Annotated in this window: 14 protein-coding genes; 12 read left to right on the top strand and 2 right to left on the bottom strand. The window is 54.1% G+C overall.

What is annotated here, in order from left to right:
- From AC3Y2E_RS33510 to AC3Y2E_RS33490, 5 genes are all read left to right on the top strand, one after another.
- A partial coding sequence (locus tag AC3Y2E_RS33510) for a zinc ribbon domain-containing protein (RefSeq protein ID WP_379217592.1) occupies positions 1–98 on the top strand: 98 nt, incomplete at its 5' end.
- A 458-nt stretch (positions 99–556) separates the two neighbouring features.
- Positions 557–976 carry an NUDIX domain-containing protein gene (locus AC3Y2E_RS33505; protein ID WP_379217588.1) on the top strand — a complete coding sequence of 140 codons (420 nt, stop codon included), beginning with the start codon at positions 557–559 and terminating at the stop codon, positions 974–976.
- A gap of 186 nt (positions 977–1,162) precedes the next feature.
- The gene (locus AC3Y2E_RS33500; protein WP_379217590.1) at positions 1,163–2,035 is read left to right on the top strand and encodes a sigma-70 family RNA polymerase sigma factor; all 873 of its coding nucleotides are present in this window, start codon (positions 1,163–1,165) and stop codon (positions 2,033–2,035) included.
- Positions 2,036–3,041: 1,006 nt separating this feature from the next.
- Positions 3,042–4,316 carry a M16 family metallopeptidase gene (locus AC3Y2E_RS33495; RefSeq protein WP_379217586.1) on the top strand — a complete coding sequence of 425 codons (1,275 nt, stop codon included), beginning with the start codon at positions 3,042–3,044 and terminating at the stop codon, positions 4,314–4,316.
- Between the two features lie 788 nt (positions 4,317–5,104).
- Positions 5,105–6,388, top strand: coding sequence for a sialidase family protein (locus tag AC3Y2E_RS33490; protein WP_379217584.1), 1,284 nt, complete (start codon positions 5,105–5,107; stop codon positions 6,386–6,388).
- A 153-nt stretch (positions 6,389–6,541) separates the two neighbouring features.
- Here the strand turns inward: AC3Y2E_RS33490 and AC3Y2E_RS33485 are convergent, their stop codons facing one another.
- Both AC3Y2E_RS33485 and hepB read right to left on the bottom strand, forming a co-directional pair.
- Complete coding sequence (locus AC3Y2E_RS33485) at positions 6,542–7,861, bottom strand: ABC transporter substrate-binding protein (RefSeq protein ID WP_379217582.1); 1,320 nt, start codon at positions 7,859–7,861, stop codon at positions 6,542–6,544.
- Positions 7,821–11,648 carry a heparin/heparin-sulfate lyase HepB gene (hepB, locus tag AC3Y2E_RS33480; RefSeq protein ID WP_379217580.1) on the bottom strand — a complete coding sequence of 1,276 codons (3,828 nt, stop codon included), beginning with the start codon at positions 11,646–11,648 and terminating at the stop codon, positions 7,821–7,823. Before hepB ends, AC3Y2E_RS33485 begins: the two co-directional genes overlap by 41 nt.
- A 216-nt stretch (positions 11,649–11,864) precedes the next feature.
- On the opposite strand from hepB, the gene AC3Y2E_RS33475 reads away from it, so the two are divergent.
- From AC3Y2E_RS33475 to AC3Y2E_RS33445, 7 genes are all read left to right on the top strand, one after another.
- Positions 11,865–12,803 carry an AraC family transcriptional regulator gene (locus tag AC3Y2E_RS33475; RefSeq protein WP_379217578.1) on the top strand — a complete coding sequence of 313 codons (939 nt, stop codon included), beginning with the start codon at positions 11,865–11,867 and terminating at the stop codon, positions 12,801–12,803.
- A gap of 731 nt (positions 12,804–13,534) precedes the next feature.
- The gene (locus AC3Y2E_RS33470; protein ID WP_379217576.1) at positions 13,535–15,754 is read left to right on the top strand and encodes a right-handed parallel beta-helix repeat-containing protein; all 2,220 of its coding nucleotides are present in this window, start codon (positions 13,535–13,537) and stop codon (positions 15,752–15,754) included.
- A 196-nt stretch (positions 15,755–15,950) separates the two neighbouring features.
- Positions 15,951–17,318: an extracellular solute-binding protein gene (locus tag AC3Y2E_RS33465; protein WP_379217574.1), complete on the top strand. Its 1,368-nt coding sequence runs from the start codon at positions 15,951–15,953 to the stop codon at positions 17,316–17,318.
- Positions 17,319–18,160: 842 nt separating this feature from the next.
- A complete protein-coding gene (locus tag AC3Y2E_RS33460) occupies positions 18,161–18,586 on the top strand; it encodes a hypothetical protein (RefSeq protein ID WP_379217572.1) in 426 nt (141 codons plus the stop codon).
- A gap of 59 nt (positions 18,587–18,645) precedes the next feature.
- Positions 18,646–18,996 (top strand): hypothetical protein, encoded by a 351-nt coding sequence (locus AC3Y2E_RS33455; RefSeq protein ID WP_379217570.1) that lies wholly within the window; start codon positions 18,646–18,648, stop codon positions 18,994–18,996.
- Between the two features lie 39 nt (positions 18,997–19,035).
- Positions 19,036–19,311: a hypothetical protein gene (locus AC3Y2E_RS33450; protein ID WP_379217568.1), complete on the top strand. Its 276-nt coding sequence runs from the start codon at positions 19,036–19,038 to the stop codon at positions 19,309–19,311.
- Between the two features lie 36 nt (positions 19,312–19,347).
- Positions 19,348–24,465: an S-layer homology domain-containing protein gene (locus tag AC3Y2E_RS33445; protein ID WP_379217566.1), complete on the top strand. Its 5,118-nt coding sequence runs from the start codon at positions 19,348–19,350 to the stop codon at positions 24,463–24,465.
- Positions 24,466–24,725 lie beyond the last annotated feature (260 nt).

Raw genomic sequence — 24,725 nt, 5'->3', positions numbered from 1 at the left:
GTGAATGGGACTGCCCGGAATGTGGAGCGCATCACGACCGAGACTTTAACGCAAGCCTGAATATTCTTGCCGAAGGCAAAAGACTTCTTGCTGTGTAATCCTTACACGAACTGTCGGAACGACAGGGCTAGCTTGGTGAACTTCTCTTCGTTAGAAGGGACTACCCAAGAATCTCGTGTCTTTAGTCATGAGAGGTTCAAAATTGATTATTACGAACGAATGTTCTACGATAAAGATCGTTCGAGCAATTGACGAAATCCAAGTGTTGGTCAAATCATGCCTGTTTTCTGTTACCGACACGAACACCAAACTTCGGCTTTCTGCTTATTCTTGTTAAACTAACAGGCAGGTTAGCGTGGCGAGGCAGTTATGAAAACGAACAGGCAGCCAACAACTGGTCGGTCTGTTGAATGATAAGGTATGCTACATGTAGAAAGGATTTATCACACTTATAGAGAAATCTGGAAAGTGATTGATTCAGGATTCGGAGGTTAATACGATGAGAAGTGTTCGGACAATGACTGGAGCTTTTCTTATTAATAATGATGAGATATGAATGCTCAAACGATCGAAAAACAAAAAGATAGCCCCGGGCTTATGGTCGTGTATCGGAGGTCATGTAGAGCCACACGAGCATGGCTCACCCGAAAATTCTTGTTTACGTGAAATAGAAGAAGAGACGGGTATATCTCTTATTGAAATTGAAAATTTAACATTGCGATACATACTACTGCGACAAAAGGAAGATGAACTAAACCAACATTATATTTTTTTTGGCGATTCGAACACTAGATCTCTAAGTAGTTGCGATGAAGGTGAATTACATTGGGTGAAATTATCAGAAATAGCTAATTTGCAGATGTCCTTGAGTTTAAAACTAATGTATGAACATTATCTCCATAATTCTAAAACAGACAATATTTGGACGGGAACTTTTAGTGATGGAAAGATGGTATGGGCACAATTGTTGAAGTAACTGGGAACGATAGCTAAATAAACCGCCGCTGAGGCGGTTTTCTTATCGTCATAAATCAACATTAGAATTTAACATAGCTTTTTATAAAAACGAAAACGAATATTGGACCGGTGCTTTGTCACATTGTTCAGGTTTCATCCGTCAATACTGAAGAAGCTCTTTTATTTTTGCGGAGGAGTAAGAATGATGAACGAACAGGAAAGGTTGGCAACTAGATTCGAAGAACACCGCAAGCATCTTCTTTCCGTCGCCTATCGAATGCTCGGGTCATTGAACGAAGCGGAGGACGCGGTGCAGGAGTCTTGGCTACGTCTAAGTGGTGCGGATGCAAGTGGCATTGAGAACATAGGAGGATGGTTGACCACTGTTGTTTCACGGCTTTGTCTCGACATGTTACGAACGCGAAAATCCAGGCGCGAAGATTCGATGGAGGCTTTATTGCCCGGTGCATTCACGGGCCAAGAGGATAGAGTCGACCCCGAACAAGAAGTCATATTGGCCGATTCTGTCGGTGTTGCTCTGCTAGTCGTGCTTGGTAACCTGAAGCCAGCGGAGCGTATCACGTTTGTGCTGCACGATGTTTTCGCTATGCCCTTCCATGAGATTGCTCCTATTGTAGGGAAGTCGGAGGCCGCTACAAGGAAGCTCGCGAGCAGGGCACGTCACCGGGTTCGAGGGGCGAAAGTTAATAAACAAAAAGTCGACCTTACTCTCCAACGTGACGTCGTTCAAGCTTTTCTAGCTGCAGCGCATGCAGGCGATTTCGATGCTTTAGTAGCTGCGCTCGATCCGCAAGTACTGCTTCGCGACGATCGTCAAACAGGTTCTTCAAGTGTAACGCGAGGTGCTGTTGCTCTTGCGAATCAAATTTCGGGACGAGCACGGAAATCTGCGCAATTAGCTCTTGTTGACGGAAAAGTAGGAATCATTGTGGCTCCTCAAGGAAGATTGCTTTATGTACTCCAATTTGCGATGAGACACGGAAAGATTACCGAAGTCGACCTGGTCTCCGAGCCTGAGCGCATCAGTCGGCTTGATCTGGCGATATTGAACGATTGAACCTTCGCCTTGGTTCGCGTACAAATATCGATTTTGACATCAGGTAATGGTGGAAATGATGAAAAAAGAATGAGGAGATCTTAAGCAACGGATTTCAGGGTTATCGGGTTTCCAAATCGAACCTCAAACTTTTCAACGAATTTGAAATGAATTAACTGGCGGGGAAGGAGAACTAGAGATCGTACATTTTGAGAAATATGATGGAAAATTTGATTTTGAGAAAACCACAGGCCGCTTTAAGATTTATATTCCAGTAAAGTAAAAAGTTAAGCGTTATTATTCGAGTAGGGAAAATAGCGCGATCAGGAGCTTAGATTTATCAACTGTTGCTTTCCGGGTGCTATCTTTTGTATAGAGTTCTCGGATTTATGTTATCCCGAGCGCCATCCAAATGTTTATGTATCGTCCTATGATTGAAACCGCCCAATTGGGCGGTTTTACATCATAGGAATATCACTGATTCAAACTCCAGCCAGCCTTCTCACCCTTGCTGCCTTCAGGCAAGGCAATCCCGACGCGCCTTCCCGTAAAAGGACCGGAGCATTCCAGATGGGTCATCATGAGGCGTGCCGCTTCCTTGTATCCAGAGCCTTTTGACCGAGACGACGATAGCGATTATTCGCGCTTAATGGGAGGACCAGACGAAATGACCGATCCTGTTATCCTATCGATTTTGCCAGGAGAATCGGAACCGTCAAGGCGCTGCAGGGCGTGAACAACGGTCCGCTTTGTTACGGCAACGTGATCGATGTCACCCATTCTTACAAGGAGCTGGCCGTGCCGTGGGTGCGAATCCACGATCCGAACTGGCCGCATCCGTTGGAGGTGGACATTCATGCAAAAGAAAAGCGCCTGCCGCTGTTATCCTGCGGGACGCTTTTCTTTGTTTCTATGCCTATATTATACCATATAATGGATGGGGAAAACAGACTGTACTTTTGTCAACGTATCGGGTAGATTTGATTGTATTCCAAGGAATACCAATACCTGTGATGGAGGGATGAGTTTGGAAAAGACCGTGCTGAGCAACGGGTTGACCGTCATTACCGACCATAACGAGAAGGCTGTATCTACATTAATATGTTACTGGGTGAAGGCCGGCGGGCACTATGAGAGCGGTTATCCGTACGGAATCGCCCACTTTCTGGAGCATATGCTGTTCAAAGGAACGACGACGCGCACGAAGGAACGAATGAATGAGCTGGTAGAGGAATGCGGCGGACGCCGGAGCGCCGCTACTAGCAACGACCGTACGAAGTATTTTATCTATACGCCATACGATGAGTGGAAGCAGGGCGTGGAGTTGCTGACCGATATGGTGTTTCACTCTACTTTTCCCGAAGACGAGATAGCCAAGGAGAAGAACGTAGTTATTGAAGAAATCAAACGCGCGGAGGATTATCCCCGGGAATATGGCAGAAGGGAATTGCTGCGGATGCTTAGCGGCATGCATCCGGAACGGGCCAGCCGATTAGGGACGGAAGCTACCGTATCCTCGATTACCCGCAGCGACTTGCTGCGTTTTCACAATCAATTTTATCAGCCTGGCAATATTGTGCTTGTGGTTACTGGCCATATTGATCATGCCGCGTTAGTGCAAGTATTGGAATCGTTGTCGATTCCAAAGCCTTCCGAGCCGATTCCGCCAGTTGTCCTGGAGAAGCTTAGACCCTGTCCGCTTGACGGCCGTACCCTACACATCGCAAGGGACATCCGACAGACGCAGCTGCATTGGGGAATGTACGGACCGGACATCGAATCCGGGGACAAATACGCAGGTTTTATCGCCTTGCATGTGCTTGGCGGAGGCAGCGCTTCGAGATTGCGTAAGCGAATCCGGGGTGATCGGGGACTGGCCTACGATGTAGGCGCAAGTTTAAGTCCATGGATCAGCGAAGGATTTATTACCGGATATGTCGGAACGGACCCGCAACGTACCGCTGAGGCGCGCAGTATCATTATGGAGGAATTAAACCGCCTGAAAGTGGAGCCGTTGCAGGATGACGAGTTGTTCCGGGCCAAAAAATCGATCACAGGACGTTACCTGATCGCGGAGGACTACCCGGAAGCCGTCAACTCGCGGCTGGCGATCAAGCATCTGTATCAGGAAGAAGCAGATCCGGACAGCTTTGTCACCCGGATTCGCGGGGTTCAGGCAGACGACGTGCTGAACTTTGCCAAAACCTACTTGAATACAGATAAAATGCTTTTTGTTCAAATTAACCGCGAGGATCAGGCGGCCCCGGCAGCAGACGCCGACAAAGAGGGACGCTCGGCTTAAGACGTTATGTATCCGCGGGGAAGCCGGTTTGAGAACCGGACTGACTCGAGAACCAGACTGACTGTTTTTTTGTCGAGAGACGACAATATTCAAGGTGAACCGCGATAATCAAGAACCTCTCGAACTGGGGGTTCTTTTTGTTTTCGAGAGGAAGGAACCGGATAAGAGCGATTAGCGAGACTGTCGATTCATTGTGTAGAAGTGTTAGCAGGTCGTTCCAAGTGAAAAGTTACCTTCTTCTGCTCAGTCAGGTTGTCCTGAATCTCTGGATTTAATAACGATTGTAAGGTAGGGGATTCCAGACAAAACTCGCCAGAAGGTAATCTTTTCCCTTTCCACTTGGTTGTCCACGATGAATCGACAGCCTCATTAGCAGCTTCAATTTTGTCCAAAATCCGCCTCGATGGTGAAGTAGGAGCGGTTTGCAGCTGCTAAAATCAGTGAAAGTGGCGCAGTCCGACCAGATAGTTGAAATAAAGGGTGCAAACCGCCTTTATCCGTCTCTATCATCCCCATATGTCAAAAATAGAGGTTGCCAGTGACTTTTATTTAGTGATTTAACGTGTGCAGAGAAGGATTGACAGCTGCGATCGGCAGACTATATACTCGAATTGACGATTAAAGAAACGCTGTAACGCAATAAGACACATCATTTCATCACATACTTTCATGGACGAAACAATCGTTTCCAAACTCAGTTGCACCAAGTGGCGGGCAGCGTTGGCTTTGCGCTGTCTCCAGGAAGGATGGAGCAGTAATGATCCGATTTACGAAAGAAGGTGTGCCTCTTGGCTGAACGAATGGGGAGCCGCATATCGGGGATTGCCGTTCACGAAAATGCGATCGCGCGTCCCGGCTATGCCCTGCTTAACGCCGTTACCGTCTACGCCGGCAACCCGTCCCGTCCCGGATACGGGAACTTGCTGCAATTCGTCAATCTATTCGGCAAATCCGACAGCGGCGAGGGCGTCCTGTACCGGGTATCCCGGGACAACGGCAAGACGTGGCGGGAGATTGATGTGTTCGACTTGCCTTATCGGGTAGGTCACGGCCGCGATATGATGCGTAAAATAGCCGGAGACTGCATGTATGACGAGGACAGCAGAGCGTTGATCCGGATCGTCACGGAGATGCTGTGGGAGAACGGGGAGATTCACTCCTTATTCAGAAAAAGGCGGATGTACTATTGCTTGTCCTTCGACAACGGGGCTACCTGGACGGATGCCATCTATATGCACCAGAACGAAGAGGGCTACGACCGCGACCGGATGTTTCCCGGCATTACCTACGGTGTGAACATGGTGACCTCCTTATTCAAAATGCACAAAATTCGCGGCGACGGCCCCAACAAGGGCAAGCTGGCCGTTGGCATACAAGTGCAAATCGTCGGGGCTGACGGGGACATCTACAATCCGACGGGAATGGGCTTTTTCAAATCCGGCTGTTTACTCGGCAGTTGGAACGAGGAGAAGCTGCAATACGATTGGGAAGCGTGCGACACGTATGCGGAGGTGACCCCCGAGGAGTCCACCCGGGGCGTATACGAACCCGTCATTCAAGAGCTGGACGACGGGACGTTAATCATGGTGCTGCGCGGCAGCAATATGAAGCGGCCCGACATACCCGGGACGAAATTCATCAGTGTCTCCCGCGATCAGGGGCGGGCATGGAGCCGGCCGGTCCGTCTGACTTATGAGGACGGGCGGCCGATGTATTCCTCCTCCTCGAGCCCCGATCTCGTACAGGACAAGCAAGGCCGGATCTATTTCGTCGGTATTATTACGGACGGCAATCCGAACGGCAATATGCCGCGTTATCCGCTATGCATCGCGGATCTTAACAAGGACACGCTGAGCATCGTCAGGGACAGCGTCACGGTTATCGATTCGAGGCGCCCTTGGCATACCGCCCAGCGGGAGGTTGAAGCAGCGCGGTACGATGTCGACTATTCGAACCATCATGCGTATCTCGATGTCGCCGAGTCCAAAATCGTCGTGCACGCGCCGTACCGTGCCGATCTGCACAGCATCGAAAGCGTGATCAACCGGTACGAGCTACAATTGCTGGACTGACGGATTCGCAAACTTCCTTAACAAAAAGGACCTCAGCTTCCACTTTACCGTGGAATTTGAGGTCCTTTCGTTTGGAAAAAAGGACGTCCGATGTCCCTAAATCATTTCCATTGCCGAGTCCGTTCATGATATGCGGTGATAGCCCGCATGCGTTTATTTCGCTCCGCTTTGCGCCTCGGCTACTCGCTTGTCGGCCCTCTCGGACGCTTCGCTAAGCGCCGAGTTCACATCTTTGCCGGCCAAATACTCATTGAGCGCATTCGACATCTCCGAGGCGGCGATTCCATAAAACCGATGCGTGTTTTGAATGGCAGCCGATTTTGGGAACAGCAGCGCTTTGACATTTTTGTTGGCAAAGTTGGGGATGTTTTTGCCGAACGATCCGATCAGCTTCTCCGCGTTGTTTAATGCCGGCAGCAGTCCCAGATGCTCCGCCGCCCATTGCTGATATTCCTCGGAAGCCAGATAGGAGAGAACCTGGAAGGCCGCATCGCGGTTTTTGCTCGTCTGGGCGATAAAGGCATAGTTCGTATTCGGCGCCGGCCCCACATCCTCTTTTCCCGGAAATACGGGCATTTTGGCAATATCCCAGTTCGTCAGCGCATCTGCGGTCAAGCGGATCAAGCCGTCCGCATCGATATACATCGCTGTCGTCTGGTCTTTCAGGAACCAGTTCCGGATCGGGTTGAGCGAATATTTATTCCCGGGCGGCTCGTTGCCGCTAATCTGCCAAAATCTCGCCGCATTTAGAAACACGTCTTTGACGTCATCCTGGTACAACCGCGATTTTCCGGTCTGCGAATCGAAGTAGGGCGCCGACTTCTGGTTCCATCCGGCCACATGCTCAAAGGCCATGCTCAAGCCCTGATACTGGCGTTCGCCTTCTTTGCGGGTCATGACGCGCGCCAGCTCGTACAGCTGATCCCAAGTCATGTTGTCCTTCGGATAGGGCACACCAAATTTGTCGAACAAGTCTTTGTTGTACAAAAATACTATCGCGCCGACGTTCACCGGAAAGCCGTAAATCGCTCCGTCTCCGGCCGGGCTCTGTGCGGCCAGAGTGGATGCCGGGAATCGCGACATGTCGAACTTGTAGGTGCCGATCAAGTCGCGAATATCGCTTTCCAGCTTGAAAGCCTGCAAGTTCGCGTACATGCCCTGCGCGGAGGCAATCACCACGTCGATCGAAGACGCGGATGCGATCGTATCGGCGTAATTGGCGTTCGTCGTAGGCAAATACTCGATCGTATAATGAGGAAATCGTTTGCGGATCTGATCGCCGTACCGCTGATTAAACAGCTCCTCCGACAAGTTGGCTTGCAGAAAGGTAAGCGTAGCTGGTTGTTTCTCGATATCTGCGGCAGTTTCAACCGGTCCGGGGCTGCTGCCGGGCTCGCTTGGCTTCCCGCTGCTACAGGCGCCGAGCGCCAGGCTAAGGATGATCAGACTTGAGGCTAACCTGCTTTGTCTCATATGCGAAAACTCCTTCTTTTTGCTTTCGGTCGTAGTGCGGTCCGGTTCCGATATACGTCAAGGTGTACATGCCGGGAGCGCCTGTGAAATACAGCACGCCGCCATCTTCGCTCACTTCGATATCGTCCCGCTGCGCTCCGCCGGTTTCGGTAATGTGCCAATAACCCGGAGCGAGATCGGTTATCACATACTTCAGCTCCTCCTGAGAGCCGTATGTCGCAAAGGTTACCGTACCGCTTTCTTTGGCGCCGGACTTGCCGAACAGCACGACGTAATCGTCAATAGCGGCACCGGCCATCCGTTCGGAATCGACCGCTGCGACCACTAGCGGCGGCGTACTGTCGTTGTCCAGCACCTGCATGACATTCAGGAAATGATCCTTCTCAGACGGCGTTTCCGGTGACAGCTGCACACGCCACGAGCCTGCCTCGATCGTGTGCTGGCCCGGCGGGTTAACCGGGACTTGCGGAATGTTGACGCCGAACACATCGAACTCATGGCCGGGACCACCTACTTTTTCAAACCGCGCGTTGCCGGACGCCGGCAGCAGAGTGTCGTTCACCAGCTTGCCGCCATAGCCGTCCTCGCTGCGCACGATCGTCGTCGTATTGCCGCTGATTTGCGGTTCCTCCATGCTGTGCAGCAGCCAATATTTGCGAAAGTTCGGATCGGAGGAAACGACCTTGTCGAACACAATCATGGCAGCGGGCCGCTGTGCATTTTTTAAATTCAAAAACAGAAAGGATCGCTGAAACTGCTTGACCTTGCTCGAATACGCAGCCGTCAGATCCCCTTTGATATAGCTGAAATCCGGGTCCGGCGCAAGCGGATCGGGGCCGATCTGATGTGCGAGCACGAGTCCGTTGTAATAGTTTTTGCCGAGCAGATCGTCAAGATAACGGACATTCGCCAGCTTGCGCTGCCCGCCGTCATTGCGCCAGCCGCTGTAAAATCGTTCTGCAGGATCATAGACGAGCATCGAATTATGGGCGATCGTCCGCTTGTAATAATGAATGTCGTGCTCGCTTCCGTAGCCTCCGTTTTTCCCCGCATACATGCCGGAGTCAATCGCGAGAGCGCCCTTGTAGTACAACTGGAAGCTGCCCATATCGAGATGCTGGTGGTTGCCGTACTGGTAATTGCCGACCTTCATCTCGGCGACGACATCCGAGGCTCTCGCTGCCGGCGTATCGCTGCTCCAGCCGGTTCTCGCCACCATGCTTCCATAAGGAAAGCCGAAATACCGGGTGAGCGGAAGCTCGCTTACAGGCTGGGAAATGAGATCCGGATCGAGAAACAGCAGCTCTGCCAGCGGATTCAAGCCAAGCGTATACTGCCGCAGAAATTCATCCTGCAAATACGGGTCCTTGTAATACGATGTCGCGAGCAGCAAGGTCGACGGGTATTTCCAGTACGTTCCAGGCGGATTGGCGCTTGGCGTGAAGCTGTCTCCGTCGCGCAGCCACTGCCCGTCAGGTCTGCGCATGTACAGTGCACGGTACAGCACGTCCCCCTGCTCCGGTATGAATACGTCTTCGTAGCCCATCCGCACGAAGATCCATTGCGCCCACATCTCGCCCAAATAACGGACGCCGACGCCGTACGAATCGCCCTGATGGTGCATGCCCGACAAATACCAGAAATTGCGCGCCGGAACGTATTCGTTAAAGAAGCGCTGGGCCGTGACGTTGTACATTTCGGGGTCTTCGTCGTAGATGGCGATGCCCGCCGACAGCAAATCGCGCATCAGCATGTTTTCCCCGGCATGTCCGCTTATCGGTCCTCCGCCGATGGGGGGATAGCCCATTTCCATTTGGCCGGCGAGCTGTTTAAGCTTGGCGATAAACTCCGTTTTTTCCGCACTGGTCAGCAGGGGGAAACACCAATCGTACGCGAGAGCCGCGGCATGCATCGTATCGCCCATCGGCCGGAACGTATCCGCGCCGGCAAATACGACGGAGTCCATAAAGCGGAGGACCGCTTCAATTGCGAGCCGTCCGCTGCCCGCGTCGCCTTCCAGCAAATATTTCATCGCGTTGTATTCGATGGCGTTTTTGATCGCTGCGGAATAGTTGGATTTGCCCGCAGCAGGCGGCTCCAGCTGCCCGGGGGCGTTGCCCAGTCCGAGATCGACCCATGTCCATTCCGCGCCGTCGCCGGAAATATAGACGTCAAAGTAGGACTTCCGCGTATTGCCGGAATGCCAGGCTACGCCGATTTCATACACCTGCTCGGTTACGCTTAGTTTGTATTGATTCCATTCTTCGAGCCCTTGCGCGGACCAACGAGAGGCGGCTCCCGTATCGCCATCGATCGTATTGTCTCCGCCGTAGACGCCGTCCTGGCTGCTCCAGGAAACGTCGCTTACGGCCAGCTTCTGCAAGTTTTGTTGGGAATCGCGTGTATACAGCTCGGTTTCCGTAATCGAGTTCCAGTCATTAACCGAGTTGCCGCGTCCAACGATTTTGACAAACCGCGCTTCCTCCGGCTCCGGGAAGGCGTATCGCTCGATGGCGAGCGTGCTGCCGCTGCTTTTTCCGGAGTAGACGGGAATATCACTGAGCTGTTTCAGCTGATCCCAGATCGGCTCCAGAACGGGATGTTCCAGCCTCGCTTGCAATTGCGGAATGAAACCGGGCGTTGCATACAGCCGCGGATGTACCGGCGGCGGAGCCGGCATAGCGGCTGTCGTTACATTTGCCTGCGGCACCATCTGAAAAAGCACGCCGCTGTTTGCGGCATCGCGTACCGTTACGGGAACTGTCGTTGTGTAATAGCCGGGTTGAACGGCACGGGCCACATAGGTGCCGCTGGCGACAAGCATATCGAGTTCAAACGTTCCGTCTGCGGCCGATGCTGCCGTACCGAGAGGCGACGTAAAGGCCAGATCGTCGTCGTCGTGCAAAAACACATTCGCGCCTGCTATCGCCCCGCCCGAGCCGGGAATCTGGACGCGGCCGCTAACCGGATACCGCACGGCCGCGCTGTCCGGAGTCATAGATAAAGCGACGCTGCTGCCGCCTCCATCTCCGACGTTCACTTCCTGCATCCCGCGTACATATCCGTCCTTCGCCGCCCGAATCACATAGCTGCCCTGTGTAACGCCGAGCGGAAGCGAGTAGAGGCCGTCCTTATTCGACAAAGCTTTGTCGAGCGGGGCGGTATAGCCGGTATCTTCCGCACCGTACAAATAAATGTCGGCCCAGGACACCGGGGTAGCGTAAACCGCATCGGTAACGGTTCCGCGAAGGATAACCCGTTCCTTGACGCTTACTTCATCGTAATAGGAGACACCGGTGTTCGTCTTCGTTGCATGGAGGGCAACTCCGGCGGTTACGGCTCCGGGAGGGGCGGCCATCGACAGCTTCACTTCCTTCCATTGTCCCGCCGTCGCCGAGGTTCCCGCCGACTTGTAGTCGATCAGAACATTGGCGGCGTCATAAAAACGAAGATAAAGGAGGCCGGTTCCGCTTGCGACCAGCATCTGGACGGACGCTTCGTATTGCCCCCCGGCAACGACGGGGAATTTCTCGCTCTCGACGCCGCGGGAATCCGACACCGACGTATCCTCAACCCGGAGACTGTACGAGCCGGCATACGCCTGTTGATTTGTGGCTGTTACATAGGGACCGGAGCCGTAAGCAAGCTTCCAGCCCGTCAGCCCCGATTCGAATCCGCCGTTGGGCAGAATCGGAGCCGAATCCGCATACGATTTCATACCGGATGGAAGCAAAACGCCGAAGGCCAGCAGCAGCGTCAGCAGGAGGGTGATCCTTTTTCCGGTCATCCGCCCATTGTGCATTATGTTCTCAAAGCCACCCAGTTTCATTCACCCCTTTCGATTGGTTATTCCGCTTGGATGCCGACGTTGCGGTTTCCTTTCCCCGTTATCATACGTCAGCGATGAATGCGGTTACAATCTGGAGAAACGCTCCACTTCTACACCATTTGTGCCGGGATTGTGCTATGCTGAAACCGAGAACAACGAGCGGGAGGCGAGGGAATGACGATCGACGTAGCCTTTATGCAGACGATCAACACGATTCAAGTATTCAACAGCATTTTCGGGAGCAGGACGCCGGGATGGTCGTTCGAGAAACATTACCATCCGTATTGCGAACTGCTCCATTGCCGGTCGGGCGAAATCCGTCTGGAGCTGGAAGGGCAGCTGTTGGTGCTGCGTCCCGGAGATTGGCTGGTCATCAAATCGCGTGTCAAGCATCGGCTGTGGAACGGTGGCGGGGAAACTTACTTTTTCTTTCACGCCCACTTCGATATCGACGACCACGGGCTGCGCGAGCTGCTGCACGCTGCGCCTTACAAGCATATCTCCTTCCGCGAGGCGTCAGAGCGCACTTCTCCGTTTCTGGAACAACTGGGTTATCGTCTCGAGGCGCTGCTGCGCGTTCATGTGCCCGAGTCTGTGATGCATCTGGAATCCGTGCAGCGGCGAAAGCGGTTTTGGCTGGAACAATTGCCGCTGCACGGCAGGCTTGCGCTGCAGGCTTATGTGACGCTCGCGATCTCGGAAATCGTTGCACAGCAGCCGGTTGCGGCGCCCGGCAGCGAATCGGCTTCGGGCACATACAGCTCTGCGGCGGAAGTCGATACGGCCCATGCGATCGAGCGTATGCTCGACGAGCAGGTGTACACCGATGTGACGATTACAGAGCTGGCCGAACGTCAGGGCTTGAGCCGCACGCAGTTTACGAAGATTTTCACGAAGGTGTATGGCATCTCCCCCCGGCAATATGTCAGCAGACAGAAGATGAACACCGCCAAAATGCTGTTGACGAATACGGACAAGTCGATCGGCGAAATTGCCGGTCGTCTCGGATTTGCGAGTCTCAATCATTTCTCCCGTCAGTTTCGCCGCTGGTCCGGTCAGCCGCCCAGCTACTACCGGCCCAAATACAAGCTGGACAAGCCGGAACCCGATTAAACCTGGAAAAGGGCTCCGAATTCCGGGTAGACATGACACGATGTTTGTACGGAGCTTACTCGCATAAGAAGCAGCTGTATAAAACGTATTGTCCGGGTTCTCAGGAGAGAGTTTAACCCTTTAGATATAAGGATGGATAGTTGCCTAGACTCCTACGGAACAGGCTGCTCCAAGCGGTAATGGTACAGTTTTCGGTTAGCCGAATATTGTTTATCGCTCGCTTGGAGGGAGGGAGTACGACTGAAAAGGTTGTCTCCAAAGCGGGTCAGACGTTCTTGGGATTTTTTTGTTTACATTTAAAGAATAGGTATAATATAATAAGCCCATAGGTATTAGTTTAATCCGGTTATCACGCCAATTAATCAATAAGAAATCGTATTCTTTATTAATTAACTAGAAATCGATTTCCATACAAAGGCGGCCATAATGGGAGCAGTCATGGAGGTGTGGCGCAAAAGGACCAGCCGAATCAACAAGGATGCCGCGAATAGGCGGCCGATTTTCCAATTTAAATGTAAGCGATTACAGATGGCTGGTTCTGAAAGATAAAAAGAATTCGGTCACCATACGCAGTCAGGAGGTACATACTGATCTGGCCATACGCATCAGAGTCGGCGAAGCTGGAACGGAATTGACAAAATGAAGGCTTACACGGGAGCGAATAGCCGGCCATAACTGCTCACTGGACAAATTCAAGGCGAATTCGGCCTAATCCGCGGGAGGCGAAATGGATGAGTCGGGAAATCGGAGAGACGGAGCAAGAAAAGATGGAGAACGCGAAGACAGAGGCGGCACGGACCGGGCTCAACCGGAGACAAGCGTTGGCCTCAATCGGGCTGACAGGAGCGGCGGCGGTAGCGGGATTCGTGCTGCCCGGTCAACTGTCCGGAACTGCATACGGTCAAGGGAACCCCGGCAATTCGGTGCAGCAATCCGTATACGGAGGGCCGCCGGACAAACACAAGCTGAAGGAACTGCTGGAATTATCCTATGTCGTTCCGACTACGTTGGCGGAACTGAGAGCCGATGCTTCGCCTCATACGGATTTCGTTTACTTGGTGACGGACCCGGGGCAAGAAGGTCACTTCATCTACGATCCGCTGGACACCACGTCTTCCGATAACACAGGCACGCTGCTCGTTACGGTCGGAGGAATGAGATTTAAACGTATTATGGAAATCGATTACTACAACGTACGATGGTTCGGAGCGAAAGGGGATAGCGTGACGGACGACAGCTCCGCGATCCAACTGGCCGATAATGAGGCGGCGGCGGCATCCAAACGATTGTATTTCCCCGAAGGTACATACAAAGTTTACGGCCTGCTTATAACGACTTCCTGGTTTGCGCATGGCAAGGCCGTCGTGGAGAATATAACACCGACCGACAACAAATATAATTTTGTAAGGATGGTCGGCAGAACCGCACTTTCCTTGGAAGGCATGACGTTTGACGGAGGAGTCAGCGCCGATCCGCCCGTTTGGAATAGCTCGAATTACAATTCATTCACCGGCGGTCTTGCCTGCTACCTGTACTACTCTACCGATATCCGGCTCGTCAACTGTACGTTTCGCAACAGTGTCATGTCGCCGCTGAGGATGGAGAGATGCAGCCGGGTTATCGTCGAGAACTGCTTGATGAAGCGCGGGCGGGGCAATTACGGCGACGCCGTCTACCTTTCGGGAAGCGATCATGTCCGGTTCGACCGGTGCACGGCGCATGATTACACGCGGATCGGATTCGTCTGCGAGCAAGGGAGCTGGAACGTTTCTTTCTCCCAATGCCATGCTTATGACGGGCATGACCAGTCTAGACTGTACGGCGGCGCGGAATTTAACGCGGGCTTCTGGTCGGAAAACTCGGAAAACGTCACCTACTCCCAGTGCGTAGCCGAGAACAACACTCATTGCGGATTTACAGTCGCTCCCGGCGTGAACAGACCGTACCATACGTCGACGGCGCCGTATGTGCTGGATTCGTGCGTCGCAATCGGCAACGGCCTGTACGGGATTATCGCAAGTGACAGCAAGGGGGACCGTTTCTCGGTAACCTGCACCGGCTGCTTTGTATTCGGTTCGCGGATCGGAATGGCGATTAACGCTTATCATGCAAACGATACGGTCACGCTCAATCAATGTTATTTCCGGTTAGATGTAACCGCTTCCGGACAAAATGCGGTAGGCGTGTTGTGCGCAGGCAACGACAAGAAGGCGACGATCCGGATCAGCGATTGTCTGTATGATCATTCCGCGGCCGATCCCGCACTTCTGGGGTCGAAAACAGCCACCTCCGGCGATATTGTCTTATCCAACAACACGAAGCTGCAATTGTTCGTGAACGATTGCTCCTGCGTCGACGCCGATATTGCCCTTATTGTGAAAGCGCTTCAAGGAACGCCAACGCTCGAGATCCGGAATTGCTTGCTCCACGTGATCGTGCTCAAAGATTTTCAAGAGGCGAGCTTCGACAATTGCCGTTTTACCGGAAACGAACAATCGATCGGACAACTGACCACTGCCGGCAACTTGAATATGACCCGCTGCTCGATAACCGGGGGAATGGAAGTGAGCACGACCGGGCGCATTCGTTTCGACTCGGTGCAGGCGGTGCTGAGCGGACTGCAGAAAATCGGGATCGTCCGTAACGCGGACAATCGGGATATGATGACCGAATTCGTAAACTGCCGCTTCGAGAAAGATATCGCCGTATCCGACTACGCCATCCGCATCGAGGAGAACGGAACGACCAAACCGGCTACCTTATTCCGCGGCTGTATGTTCTACAATACCGCCGATACGGCAACGGCGAGCCATACGTTCATTTGGAGCGTTCAGCCGGGAACGAATACGCTGTTCTCCGAATGTTATTCGGACGACACTGTAGCTAACCTGCTGAAGACCGCTACTGTGCTGAGCGCGCCCGCAGGCAATACGTTACTCGACCTGCACTGAAGCAAAGACGTCTGGCGGCTGGACCGTCAGGCGTCTTTTTTCGGTTTCGGACAAGCGGAGTTCCCCTAAATCATCGAATCTGGTTTATATAATAGATCGATATAGCAATTAATCGGCCATTTTTGTATACTATATGCATACCAGAATCCGTGAGAATATTTTACAAAAACCAATCAAGCATATAGGAGCAAGACAGATGGCCAAACCTGACCGCAACACGTTTCAGAATCGATTGAACGACCTGATGCAATCCATCCGCCAGAACATCCTGAAGGGAGTTTACAAGCCCGGCGATTTTTTACCTGCGGAAACGGCATTAGCGGATCAATTCCAGCTAAGTAAAAACTCCGTGCGCCTCGTACTAGAGAAGCTGGTGGAGGACGGGCTCATTCACAAAATCCCCCGAGTCGGCACGCAAGTGGCGTCGCGTCCACAGCAAGCGGCCGTCCGTTTCGGCGTATATCCTTCCCTGTACGAGGAAGCGAATATCGGACAGCTGATCGAACGGTTCCAGGAGCAGCATCCGCATATCCGTGTCGAGCCGCTGAAGCTTCCTTATTTTCAAGCGGAAAGCGTCAATCAGCTGCTGCAATCCGGAATCGTCGACGTCATTACGCTGAACCATACCGATTACCTGCATTTCCGCGAGAACAACAACCTGCATGCGCTCGAGTTGTACCCCAAGCCGCAAGAGACTTACCCGTTCTTGAATGAATTATTTGCGACCGGGGACGATCAGGTAGCGGTCAGGCCGTTTATTTTCTCACCCGTCATTCTCTGCTACAATAAAGAGCATTTCCGCCAGTGCCGTCTGTTCGAGCCGGACAGCAGCTGGGATTGGAACGATTTGCGCGAGGCGCTGGTCAAGGTTTCCTCGGCCAACCGGTTCGGCCTGTTTTTCCACCTGTCCTCCTACACCCGATGGCCGATATTGTTTCTGCAGAACGAGGCGGAATTTCTACGCGACGGGAACGGACGGCTGTCGATCGGCGATCCGGAGATGATGGGCTTGCTGCGGTTCATCCGCGAGCTTATTCATGAGGACGGTTTGTTCCCGCTTGTGATGTCCTTCGGGGAGCATGATGCCGAGAAACTGTTCAAGCAGCAGAAAGCTTCGGTGATCCTGACGACCTATTACCGGTTGAATCAATTGATCGGCGCCGATTTCCCGTTCGATATCGCTCAGCTTCCGAAGTCGCGCACCCGCGATACGCTGCTGCTTGCGACCGGCATCGCCGTAGGGTCGATGTCTGCGCGGAAGGAGGAGGCCCGCTGCTTCGCGGATTATTTGTTGTCCGAGCAAAGCCAGTCGTTCATCCGCCGCCATTCGTTCAGTCTGCCTGCGAATAAATGGATAACGGAGTCGGAACAGCCCGAATTACCGAACAAGCCGGCCCGCCTGGAGCTGCACAGGGAATTGATTCCCCATTATGCATCGCTGGATCGGCTGAAGCTGTCATTCGACGAGATTCAAGTACTGGGCGGATGCCTGGGGCAATATTTCTCGCGATTGGTCGACGAGGAAGGGCTGATCCGTTTGTTTAATAAACAGTTGACTGTGTAAGTGCCGTGTAACGCGTAGATCTCATTGGACGAACGATACAAGAAGCCCGGGTGAACGGTTGCGTTTGCCTGGGCTATTTGTGGTTTCGTAGCCAACTGGGCGGACAAACGTAATAAGGGTCTCTGGCAGCCTCTATCTTCGGCATATTCGGAGGATTGAGGCGAATAGAGGCGGTTTGTACCTGTTATTTCCACCAGTTGACCGGGTTTGCCTCCGTTTTTTCGAATATTAGCAGCTCCAAACCGCTCTTATTTCCTCATCCAAGCGGGTTTTGGGCAAAATAACGGGTACAAACCGCTCCTATTCGGATCTTTCCCGGCTATACGCAGGGCAGAAGGGCGGCCGCGGCCGCGAAAAGCGACTTGCCCCTAGCAACCCTAGCGGCTTTTACAAACCTAGCGACCCTAGCGACTTTTGCAAACCTTGCGACCTTTGCAACTCTGGCGAACTTGGCTGTTCTGCTACCCTGGTAACTTTGGCGGTTCTTGCCGCTTTCTCCCTTGCTCCTCAAGCAATCCTTACAGACTCGACAAGACGCCAACCCCAACAGTCCCAACAGTCCCAACAGTCCCAACAGCCCCAGCAGCACAATGCCAAGCGCTATGGCGAGCCGGAATCCCCGCCTAAGGGAAGCCCGGCCAAGGAGAATCACCGGTTAAGTGAATCCTCGCACGCCGCTTCTGCAACAGAGTTTTATTCTCATTGACAAGACTACAAAAAACCAATTGACCGTATAAAAATAATTATGCTATTATTCACTCAGAATTAAAATACTACATATGAACCACAATACGCGTTTGAAAATTTGTATTGCACTCGTGGGGACGAGGAGGAGAGACCCGATGAAAACAGCCGTATTTTCGGCAGAACCGCTTCATTACAAACCGGCCGGGGAAATGAAAGCGTTCCCGCTCGAGAAGCTGGACAGTGAGCCGCTGGAGCCATACGGAGCCGTTCTGCTGATCGGCACGCCGAAGCTTGAGGAGGAAACGGTTCTTTCGCACGAGAACGTCACCCGGCTGTGGAACTATGTGGAGTCTGGGGGAAAGCTGTACGCGGAAGCGGTCAGCGCGTTCGATTTTCCCACCTCGCGCCTGTTCGGGTGGAAACAGGACTTCCCCAAAACCCGCAGGACGCTGGAAAAGCTGCGCCTGACCGAACCCAGGAACGGGCTGCCTGCAGGCTCGCTGCTGGAATGGGAAGGAAGCATGGCCGCCGGGTTCCCGATCTATACCGAGAGCTGGCTCGAATTCGGACCTTACCTTTGACGGGTTCGCAGCTCGCGGCCATCGGGCGCGAACGCGCCTCGCGGGAGCTTCCGCCGAGCATGAATCCGCATTTCGAGAGTATCGCCCATGCCGCGTTTATTCAGGCTTACCTCGTTACGGGAGAGCGGGACTATCTGGACACTGCCCTGAGGGGCGCGAACTATTTGCTGGCGCACGAACAAGAGCTGCGCTTCATGTACAGCCGGACATCCGGTCTCAACCGGCTGATTTTGCCGTTCGGCTTTTTGGCGAAGCATGACAGCACCGGCGGAATCGCGGCGGGCCTGGAAAGAATCACCGACTATTTGCTGTCCCACCAGCATGCGGCAGGTGGCATTCAGGAAGCGGACAATCCGGACCCGAACCGGTTCGGCAAAGAGGATGCCGGCGTCTTCCTGTTCAATGGCTAAGGCATCGCCGACCAGCTGTATACGAACAATTTCCTGCTGATGAACAGCTGGGAAGCCTGGAAGGCGACCGGCGACGGAAAATATGCCGAGCTGTACCGCATCTTGTCGGAGTTTATGTGCAACATCCAGATCCGCAGTTCGGATTCACGGTTTAACGGAGGATGGATGCGGGCCTACGATATGGATCGCGACGAATACTTCGGCAACAACGGAGACACGGGGTGGGGGCCGTACTGTATCGAGAGCGGCTGGACGAATGCGATCGCTTCGGCCGGACTGCTCCTGGGCTTGTTGAACGAAAGCTTGTTCGAGTAGTTGAACGGATCATACGATAATGAAGGAGTGCGTTCCATGCTACCAAAAGCTATGCGAAAATTCCGCAAGGCCGCGGCCGGGCTGCTGATTGCTTCTATTGCCGTCACAGCGGCAGTGCCGCTGCTCCCGGCTGTGCCGGCGCAAGCCGCCGCCGCCGATGTCGTGCCGAGATCGTTCTCGCCGCCCGAGGATATCGGGACGATGGTGACGACGCCTGCCGTCGTGGACAGCTCTTACGGCTTCGAGGACGGGAAGCCGGTCTTGTACACCACCGTAACGGGAAATCCGAACGTGGCGGACAACCCGGCCTATTTCAATGTGGTCGATCTGAGCAACTACGGCCTGATCCGTTCGCTTCCTCTGGTCGGTGGAGGGCAATCCTGGGGTCATGTCGTCGACGCGCAAGGTCAAGTCTACATCACCTCCGCCAAGTATTTGTTCCGGTACTCGCCGGTTACGAAAACGGTCACCAATCTCGGGTCCCCCGCAGGCTCCTCCACCTTGTACGGTCTGACGGTGGACGAGCAGGGAGTCGTATACGGCGGAACGTATCCGACAGGGGCGGTCTTTAAATACGATCCCCGGACGAACCAGCTATCGGACTACGGCAAGATGACGCCGGCCACGGAATATGTTCGCGCTATCGAATATTACAACGGGTTTCTGTATGCAGGCACTGGTGCGATCGGCGAGCTGTACAAGATGAATCCCGCCGACGGCAGCAAAACCCGTATCCCGTTCCCGGCCAACGCCGGCTTTACCCCGGGAAATGAGCCGACGGTGTATGCGATGAGCGTCGTTCGCGATTTTCTGTTCATTCATATGAGCTCCACTCCGAACAAGTTGCTCATTTACGATCTGACGGCGGAGGAGTGGCTGCCGGATGTGGTCGATAATTACCGCGGCATGTACGTCTCGCCGGAGTTGAACGGAAAAACGTATTATGTCGCAGACGGGAAATTTCACTCGTTCGACCTCGATACGCGCGTGTCCGCGCCGACCGGTGCGGTATTCGGCTCTTACTTTCGCAGAGGCGCCTGGGTGGACGTTCAAGGCGATCCGGAGCTTCCGGGAAAATCGCTCGTGACCGTGTTGTTCAACGGAGCGGTAGCGCTGGCGAACTTTACGACGAACGTCGTCAAGTCCTGGATGCCGGTCGTCCCCGGCACGCCGGTCTCGATTCAGTCGCTGGAGTTTGGTCCGGACGGACTTCTGTACAGTACGGGATACCAGGGCAGCTACGGGGCGCGTTATAATATCGTCACCGGAGAGAAAGAACTGTTCAGCATGGGCCAGGCCGAAGGGATGATCGCCTACGGCGACAAAATGATTTTCGGCGAATATCCGTCCGCCCATATGCATGAGCTGGATACGACGAAGCCGCTCGAACGCGGCGTCAATCCGCGTCAAATTCACGAGATCGGCTTCGAGCAGGACCGGCCGTTTGTTTTGACGACGGGGGACAATAAGCTGTTTACAGGAACGGTTCCGAAGCTCGGCAAGCTCGGCGGAGCCATCTCCGTCTATGACGGAACGGCTTGGGAGACGTTCCGCAACGTTGTAGACAATCAGAGTATTATGGGGCTGGCTTATCGCAACGGCAAACTGTATGGCTCCACGACGGTGTGGGGCGGACTCGGGATCGAGCCTGCCGCGCAGGAGGCGAAAATGTTCGTCTGGGACGTCGCGGCCAAGCAGAAGGTAGCCGAGTTTGTGCCTGAGATCCGGCAAGCCGGAGGGACGAAGCCCAAAGCGATCGGCGGCTTGGCGTTCGGTCCGGACGGTCTCCTTTGGGGCGCGGCGTACGGCACCATTTTCGCCATGAATCCCGATACGTACGAGATCGTCAAGCAAAAGGAAATTACGTCCACGGATTGGGTATTCGACCATTCCTGGGTGCCGGTAAAGCTGCGCTGGGATGCGGAGGGCATCTTGTATACGACGCTCGGCAGCCAAATCGTAGCCGTTGACCCTTCCACTATGGCATTTGCGAAAATTCCCGGCACGAAAACGAATCTGATGGTGCTCGGTCCGGACGGCAACCTTTATTACAATGAAGCGTCCGTGCTGAAAAAAATTACAGTATCGAAGGAACGGCCGCCGGTGTATACAGATGTCGAGGTGCCTATCGTCAATGGCGGCTTCGAGCAGACGAATGCCGACGGAATGATTCCCGGCTGGGATCGATTCGGCTATCGGACCGGCGAAGCGGAATATTACGTCACGCAAGAGCAGGCAAACGGAGGACAAAACAGCCTGAAAATTGCCGATACGTCCGCGGCGGCCGAGACGGGCGTAATTTCGATTCCGTTTCCGGTAACTCCGGGTCTGGAGTATACGGGAAAAGCGGATATTTATTTGAGCAGCGGCCGAACGATTTTCTCGATGAAATATTACGATGCGGCAGGCAAGGAAATCAAGGTTACGCCGGCCCCGGCCAACTACTTCTCATCTCCGAGCCAGCGCTGGGCGAAGGCGGATTTCAGCTCGATCGCGCCGGAAGGCGCCGTGACCGGCAAGCTGGTGCTGTTTTGCTCGCTGGCCTGGGTAGGCACGTCCTATTTCGATAACGTGCAGCTGTTCAAAAAAGTCGCAACGGAAGCGCCGCCCCAAGGGCCGTCTGCCCAGGAGCTGGATGTCGCAAATCCCGGCTTCGAGCAGTCGCTTGCCGCCGATGGCACCATTCCGGGCTGGTCTATCCGGAAACCCGAAACGCTGACCGGCAAGCAGGCCGCCGTCGAAGTGTCCGCCGACCGGGCGAAGAGCGGCTTGAGCAGCTTGCGGTTATTCGATAACGAGACGGCGCTTGAGGTCGCGGTTGATTCCGCGCTTATTCCGGTGATCGGGGGGCGTACCTACACGGCGAGCCTGGATGTGTACAGGACGAGTAATCCTCCCGGCCGCAGCTCCAATCGTCCGATCCTTCAAGTGCGCTACCATGATGCTTCGGGCAAGGAGCTGGCTGTCGTTCCGGGAGTCGCGATGAGCAAGGAAATTACGTCTGCGATGAATCAGTGGGACACGGTAACGCTGGAGACTCCTGCGCCCGCCGGAGCGAAATTCATCCGGCTGATTCTGATCGGCGCGAGCTCGTATGTGGCTTCCGTATATGCGGATAACGCCAGCGTAACGACGGTCGTATTGCCCGAAGAGCGCACATCGTTGTCGGTAAGCCGCGACCCCGTGTCGCACGTTGCGCAAGGCGACGCGATTTCGTTCGAAGTGACGGCAACGAACGGTTCGACGATTCTCGTGAAGGAAGGGGGTGCGATCGTTGCTCAGGCGGTCGGGGCAGGAGAAGCGAACCCCGTTACGGTGACGATACCGGCACCCGCTCCAGGGACTCATCTCTATAAAGCTTACAGCGTGGTGGACGGAATCGGCAAAAGCGGTACCGTCGACTTGCCGGCGGTTACCGTACATCCGTTGACGGCCCTTGCTTTCGATACCTTGCATCTGGATATGAAGCCGGGCGGCAAGCACTCCGTTCGAGTCCGCGGAACGTACGGTCCGCTAGCCTATGACGTTTCTCCGCAGGCCGAATTAAGTGCCGCGCCGGCCGGAATCGTCTCGATTTCCGGTACGGAACTGACGGCTCATGCTGCCGGAAGCGCAGTCGTACAAGCGGTGTACGGCGGGAGTATCGCCCACATGACTGTCACGGTAAGCGAAGAGGAGCCGCAAGCGCCCGTTCTGAATTCGATTGAGCTCGAACTGGCCAAGACGCACATCGAGGTCGGCGAGACGGTAACGACATTCGTGTACGGTCAGTTTGACAACGGTCATCGCTTCCTTGTACCTGATGGAGTGACGTTATCTTCCAATCCCGGCGGGATTGTGTCTGTTGACGGGTGGAACGTTACAGGCATGCAGGCCGGTTCGACGATTGTGACGGCGGTGTACGGGGGCAAAAGCTCAGCTGTGTCGGTCACGGTAGCTTCGATAACGCCGGAGCCGAGCGAGCCCGATACGGACGACACCAGTCCGGGCCCGGGCGCTCCGTCAGAACCGGTACCTCAACCTTCGCCTGTGAGCGAAGGGCGGCAGCAGGTTAAGGAAAGCGATTTGCGGCCAAAGGACGGTAAAACCAGTTTGACTCTGCAGGCGGACAACAAAGAATTGATTTTACCGGTCCATGCGATTGAGCTATTGAAAGACTCCGTATTGGAAATATCCAAAAATAACGTGGTGGTCCGGATTCCCGCCAAGCTGCTGGAGGAACTCTCCAAAGCGCTGGGCGTCACGGCCGACAGCGGCGCGCAGATCGCCTTGACGATCGACGTCTTGAGCGGAAGTGAGATCGGCGGAGCCTTGTCGGCAGGAGCCGGAGCTTCGAACCACATCACGATTCGTCCGGCCGGCGAAGCGGTTCGTCTGGAACTGTCGGCTGTTCGCCCGGACGGTTCGAAATCCGCTTATACCCGCTTCAACCAGCCCATACAGCTTTCGTTGAAATTCGACGACAGCCGGGATGCGGAGCTGCTCGGCATTTACTATATCGCCGATGACGGTACGGTGCACTACGCGGGCGGCCAACGTAACGGAGATAAGCTGGATGCGGAGCTTACGCACTTCAGTATGTATGCGGTGCTGGAGTACGACCGCACCTATGCGGACGTTCCGGTTACCCATTGGGCGTATCCGGCGATCCGTTCGTTAAGCGCCAAGCAGGTCGTACAAGGGGTAACCGAACAAAACTTCGCCCCGGGCGATACCGTCACCCGAGCCCAATTTGTTGCGATGCTCGTGAGGACATTCGGTCTAACGAACAGGGCGGATACGGCGATGAACCGATTCCGCGACGTCCGTAAAGACGACTGGCACTATCCGGTCATAAGCGCGGCGGTCGCAGAAGGAATCGTGGATGGGGTGGATCTGGACCGCTTCGATCCGGACAGCCCGATTACCCGTGAACAGATGGCGTTGATGCTGACCAGAGCTTGGACGAAGAAGTACGGTTCTGTCGAAGGCGAGCATGATCTGGCGATGTTCCGCGATGCTTCGGCGATCAGCGAATGGGCACTCGAAGCGATTCGGGTATCCGTCGCCCGCGGCTGGATGCAAGGCAGATCCGCCGAGGAGCTTGAGCCCGCTGCAACGGCTACACGTGCAGAGAGTGCGCAGTTGTTGGTTAACGTTCTGGGAGATAAGTAAGACTGTAAGCTTCGCAATCGCGTTATCGCGGTTGCGGAGCTTTTTGTGCGCTTGGCAGCGCTTCGACTAAGGAGTGAAAGTCTCCTCTACACCGCGTGGCGGCGGAAGTAGTAGCTGACGCATAGTGCTCAGACCGTGAGGATGGGTGCGGAGGTAGCGAAGGCAAACCCCGGAACAGGCGGCAAACCATGATGGCTGACGGAGTCGGATAACCTTGCGAAAAGTGGGAATGTCCAATACCGCTACAGACCCCGTAAGTT

It is taken from the genome of Paenibacillus sp. MAH-35, from assembly GCF_058135425.1.
The sequence above is the reverse complement of the archived record's forward strand: the minus strand, read 5'-3'. Positions and strand labels throughout refer to the sequence as shown.

Bases quoted from the DNA above. Each gene is read 5' to 3' on its own strand.
- AC3Y2E_RS33505 (WP_379217588.1), top strand. From the start codon at position 557: ATGCTCAAACGATCGAAAAACAAAAAGATAGCCCCGGGCTTATGGTCG.
- AC3Y2E_RS33500 (WP_379217590.1), top strand. From the start codon at position 1,163: ATGAACGAACAGGAAAGGTTGGCAACTAGATTCGAAGAACACCGCAAG.
- AC3Y2E_RS33485 (WP_379217582.1), bottom strand. From the start codon at position 7,861: ATGAGACAAAGCAGGTTAGCCTCAAGTCTGATCATCCTTAGCCTGGCG.
- hepB (WP_379217580.1), bottom strand. From the start codon at position 11,648: ATGACCGGAAAAAGGATCACCCTCCTGCTGACGCTGCTGCTGGCCTTC.
- AC3Y2E_RS33475 (WP_379217578.1), top strand. From the start codon at position 11,865: ATGACGATCGACGTAGCCTTTATGCAGACGATCAACACGATTCAAGTA.
- AC3Y2E_RS33470 (WP_379217576.1), top strand. From the start codon at position 13,535: ATGAGTCGGGAAATCGGAGAGACGGAGCAAGAAAAGATGGAGAACGCG.
- AC3Y2E_RS33465 (WP_379217574.1), top strand. From the start codon at position 15,951: ATGGCCAAACCTGACCGCAACACGTTTCAGAATCGATTGAACGACCTG.
- AC3Y2E_RS33460 (WP_379217572.1), top strand. From the start codon at position 18,161: ATGAAAACAGCCGTATTTTCGGCAGAACCGCTTCATTACAAACCGGCC.
- AC3Y2E_RS33455 (WP_379217570.1), top strand. From the start codon at position 18,646: ATGAATCCGCATTTCGAGAGTATCGCCCATGCCGCGTTTATTCAGGCT.
- AC3Y2E_RS33450 (WP_379217568.1), top strand. From the start codon at position 19,036: ATGAACAGCTGGGAAGCCTGGAAGGCGACCGGCGACGGAAAATATGCC.
- AC3Y2E_RS33445 (WP_379217566.1), top strand. From the start codon at position 19,348: ATGCTACCAAAAGCTATGCGAAAATTCCGCAAGGCCGCGGCCGGGCTG.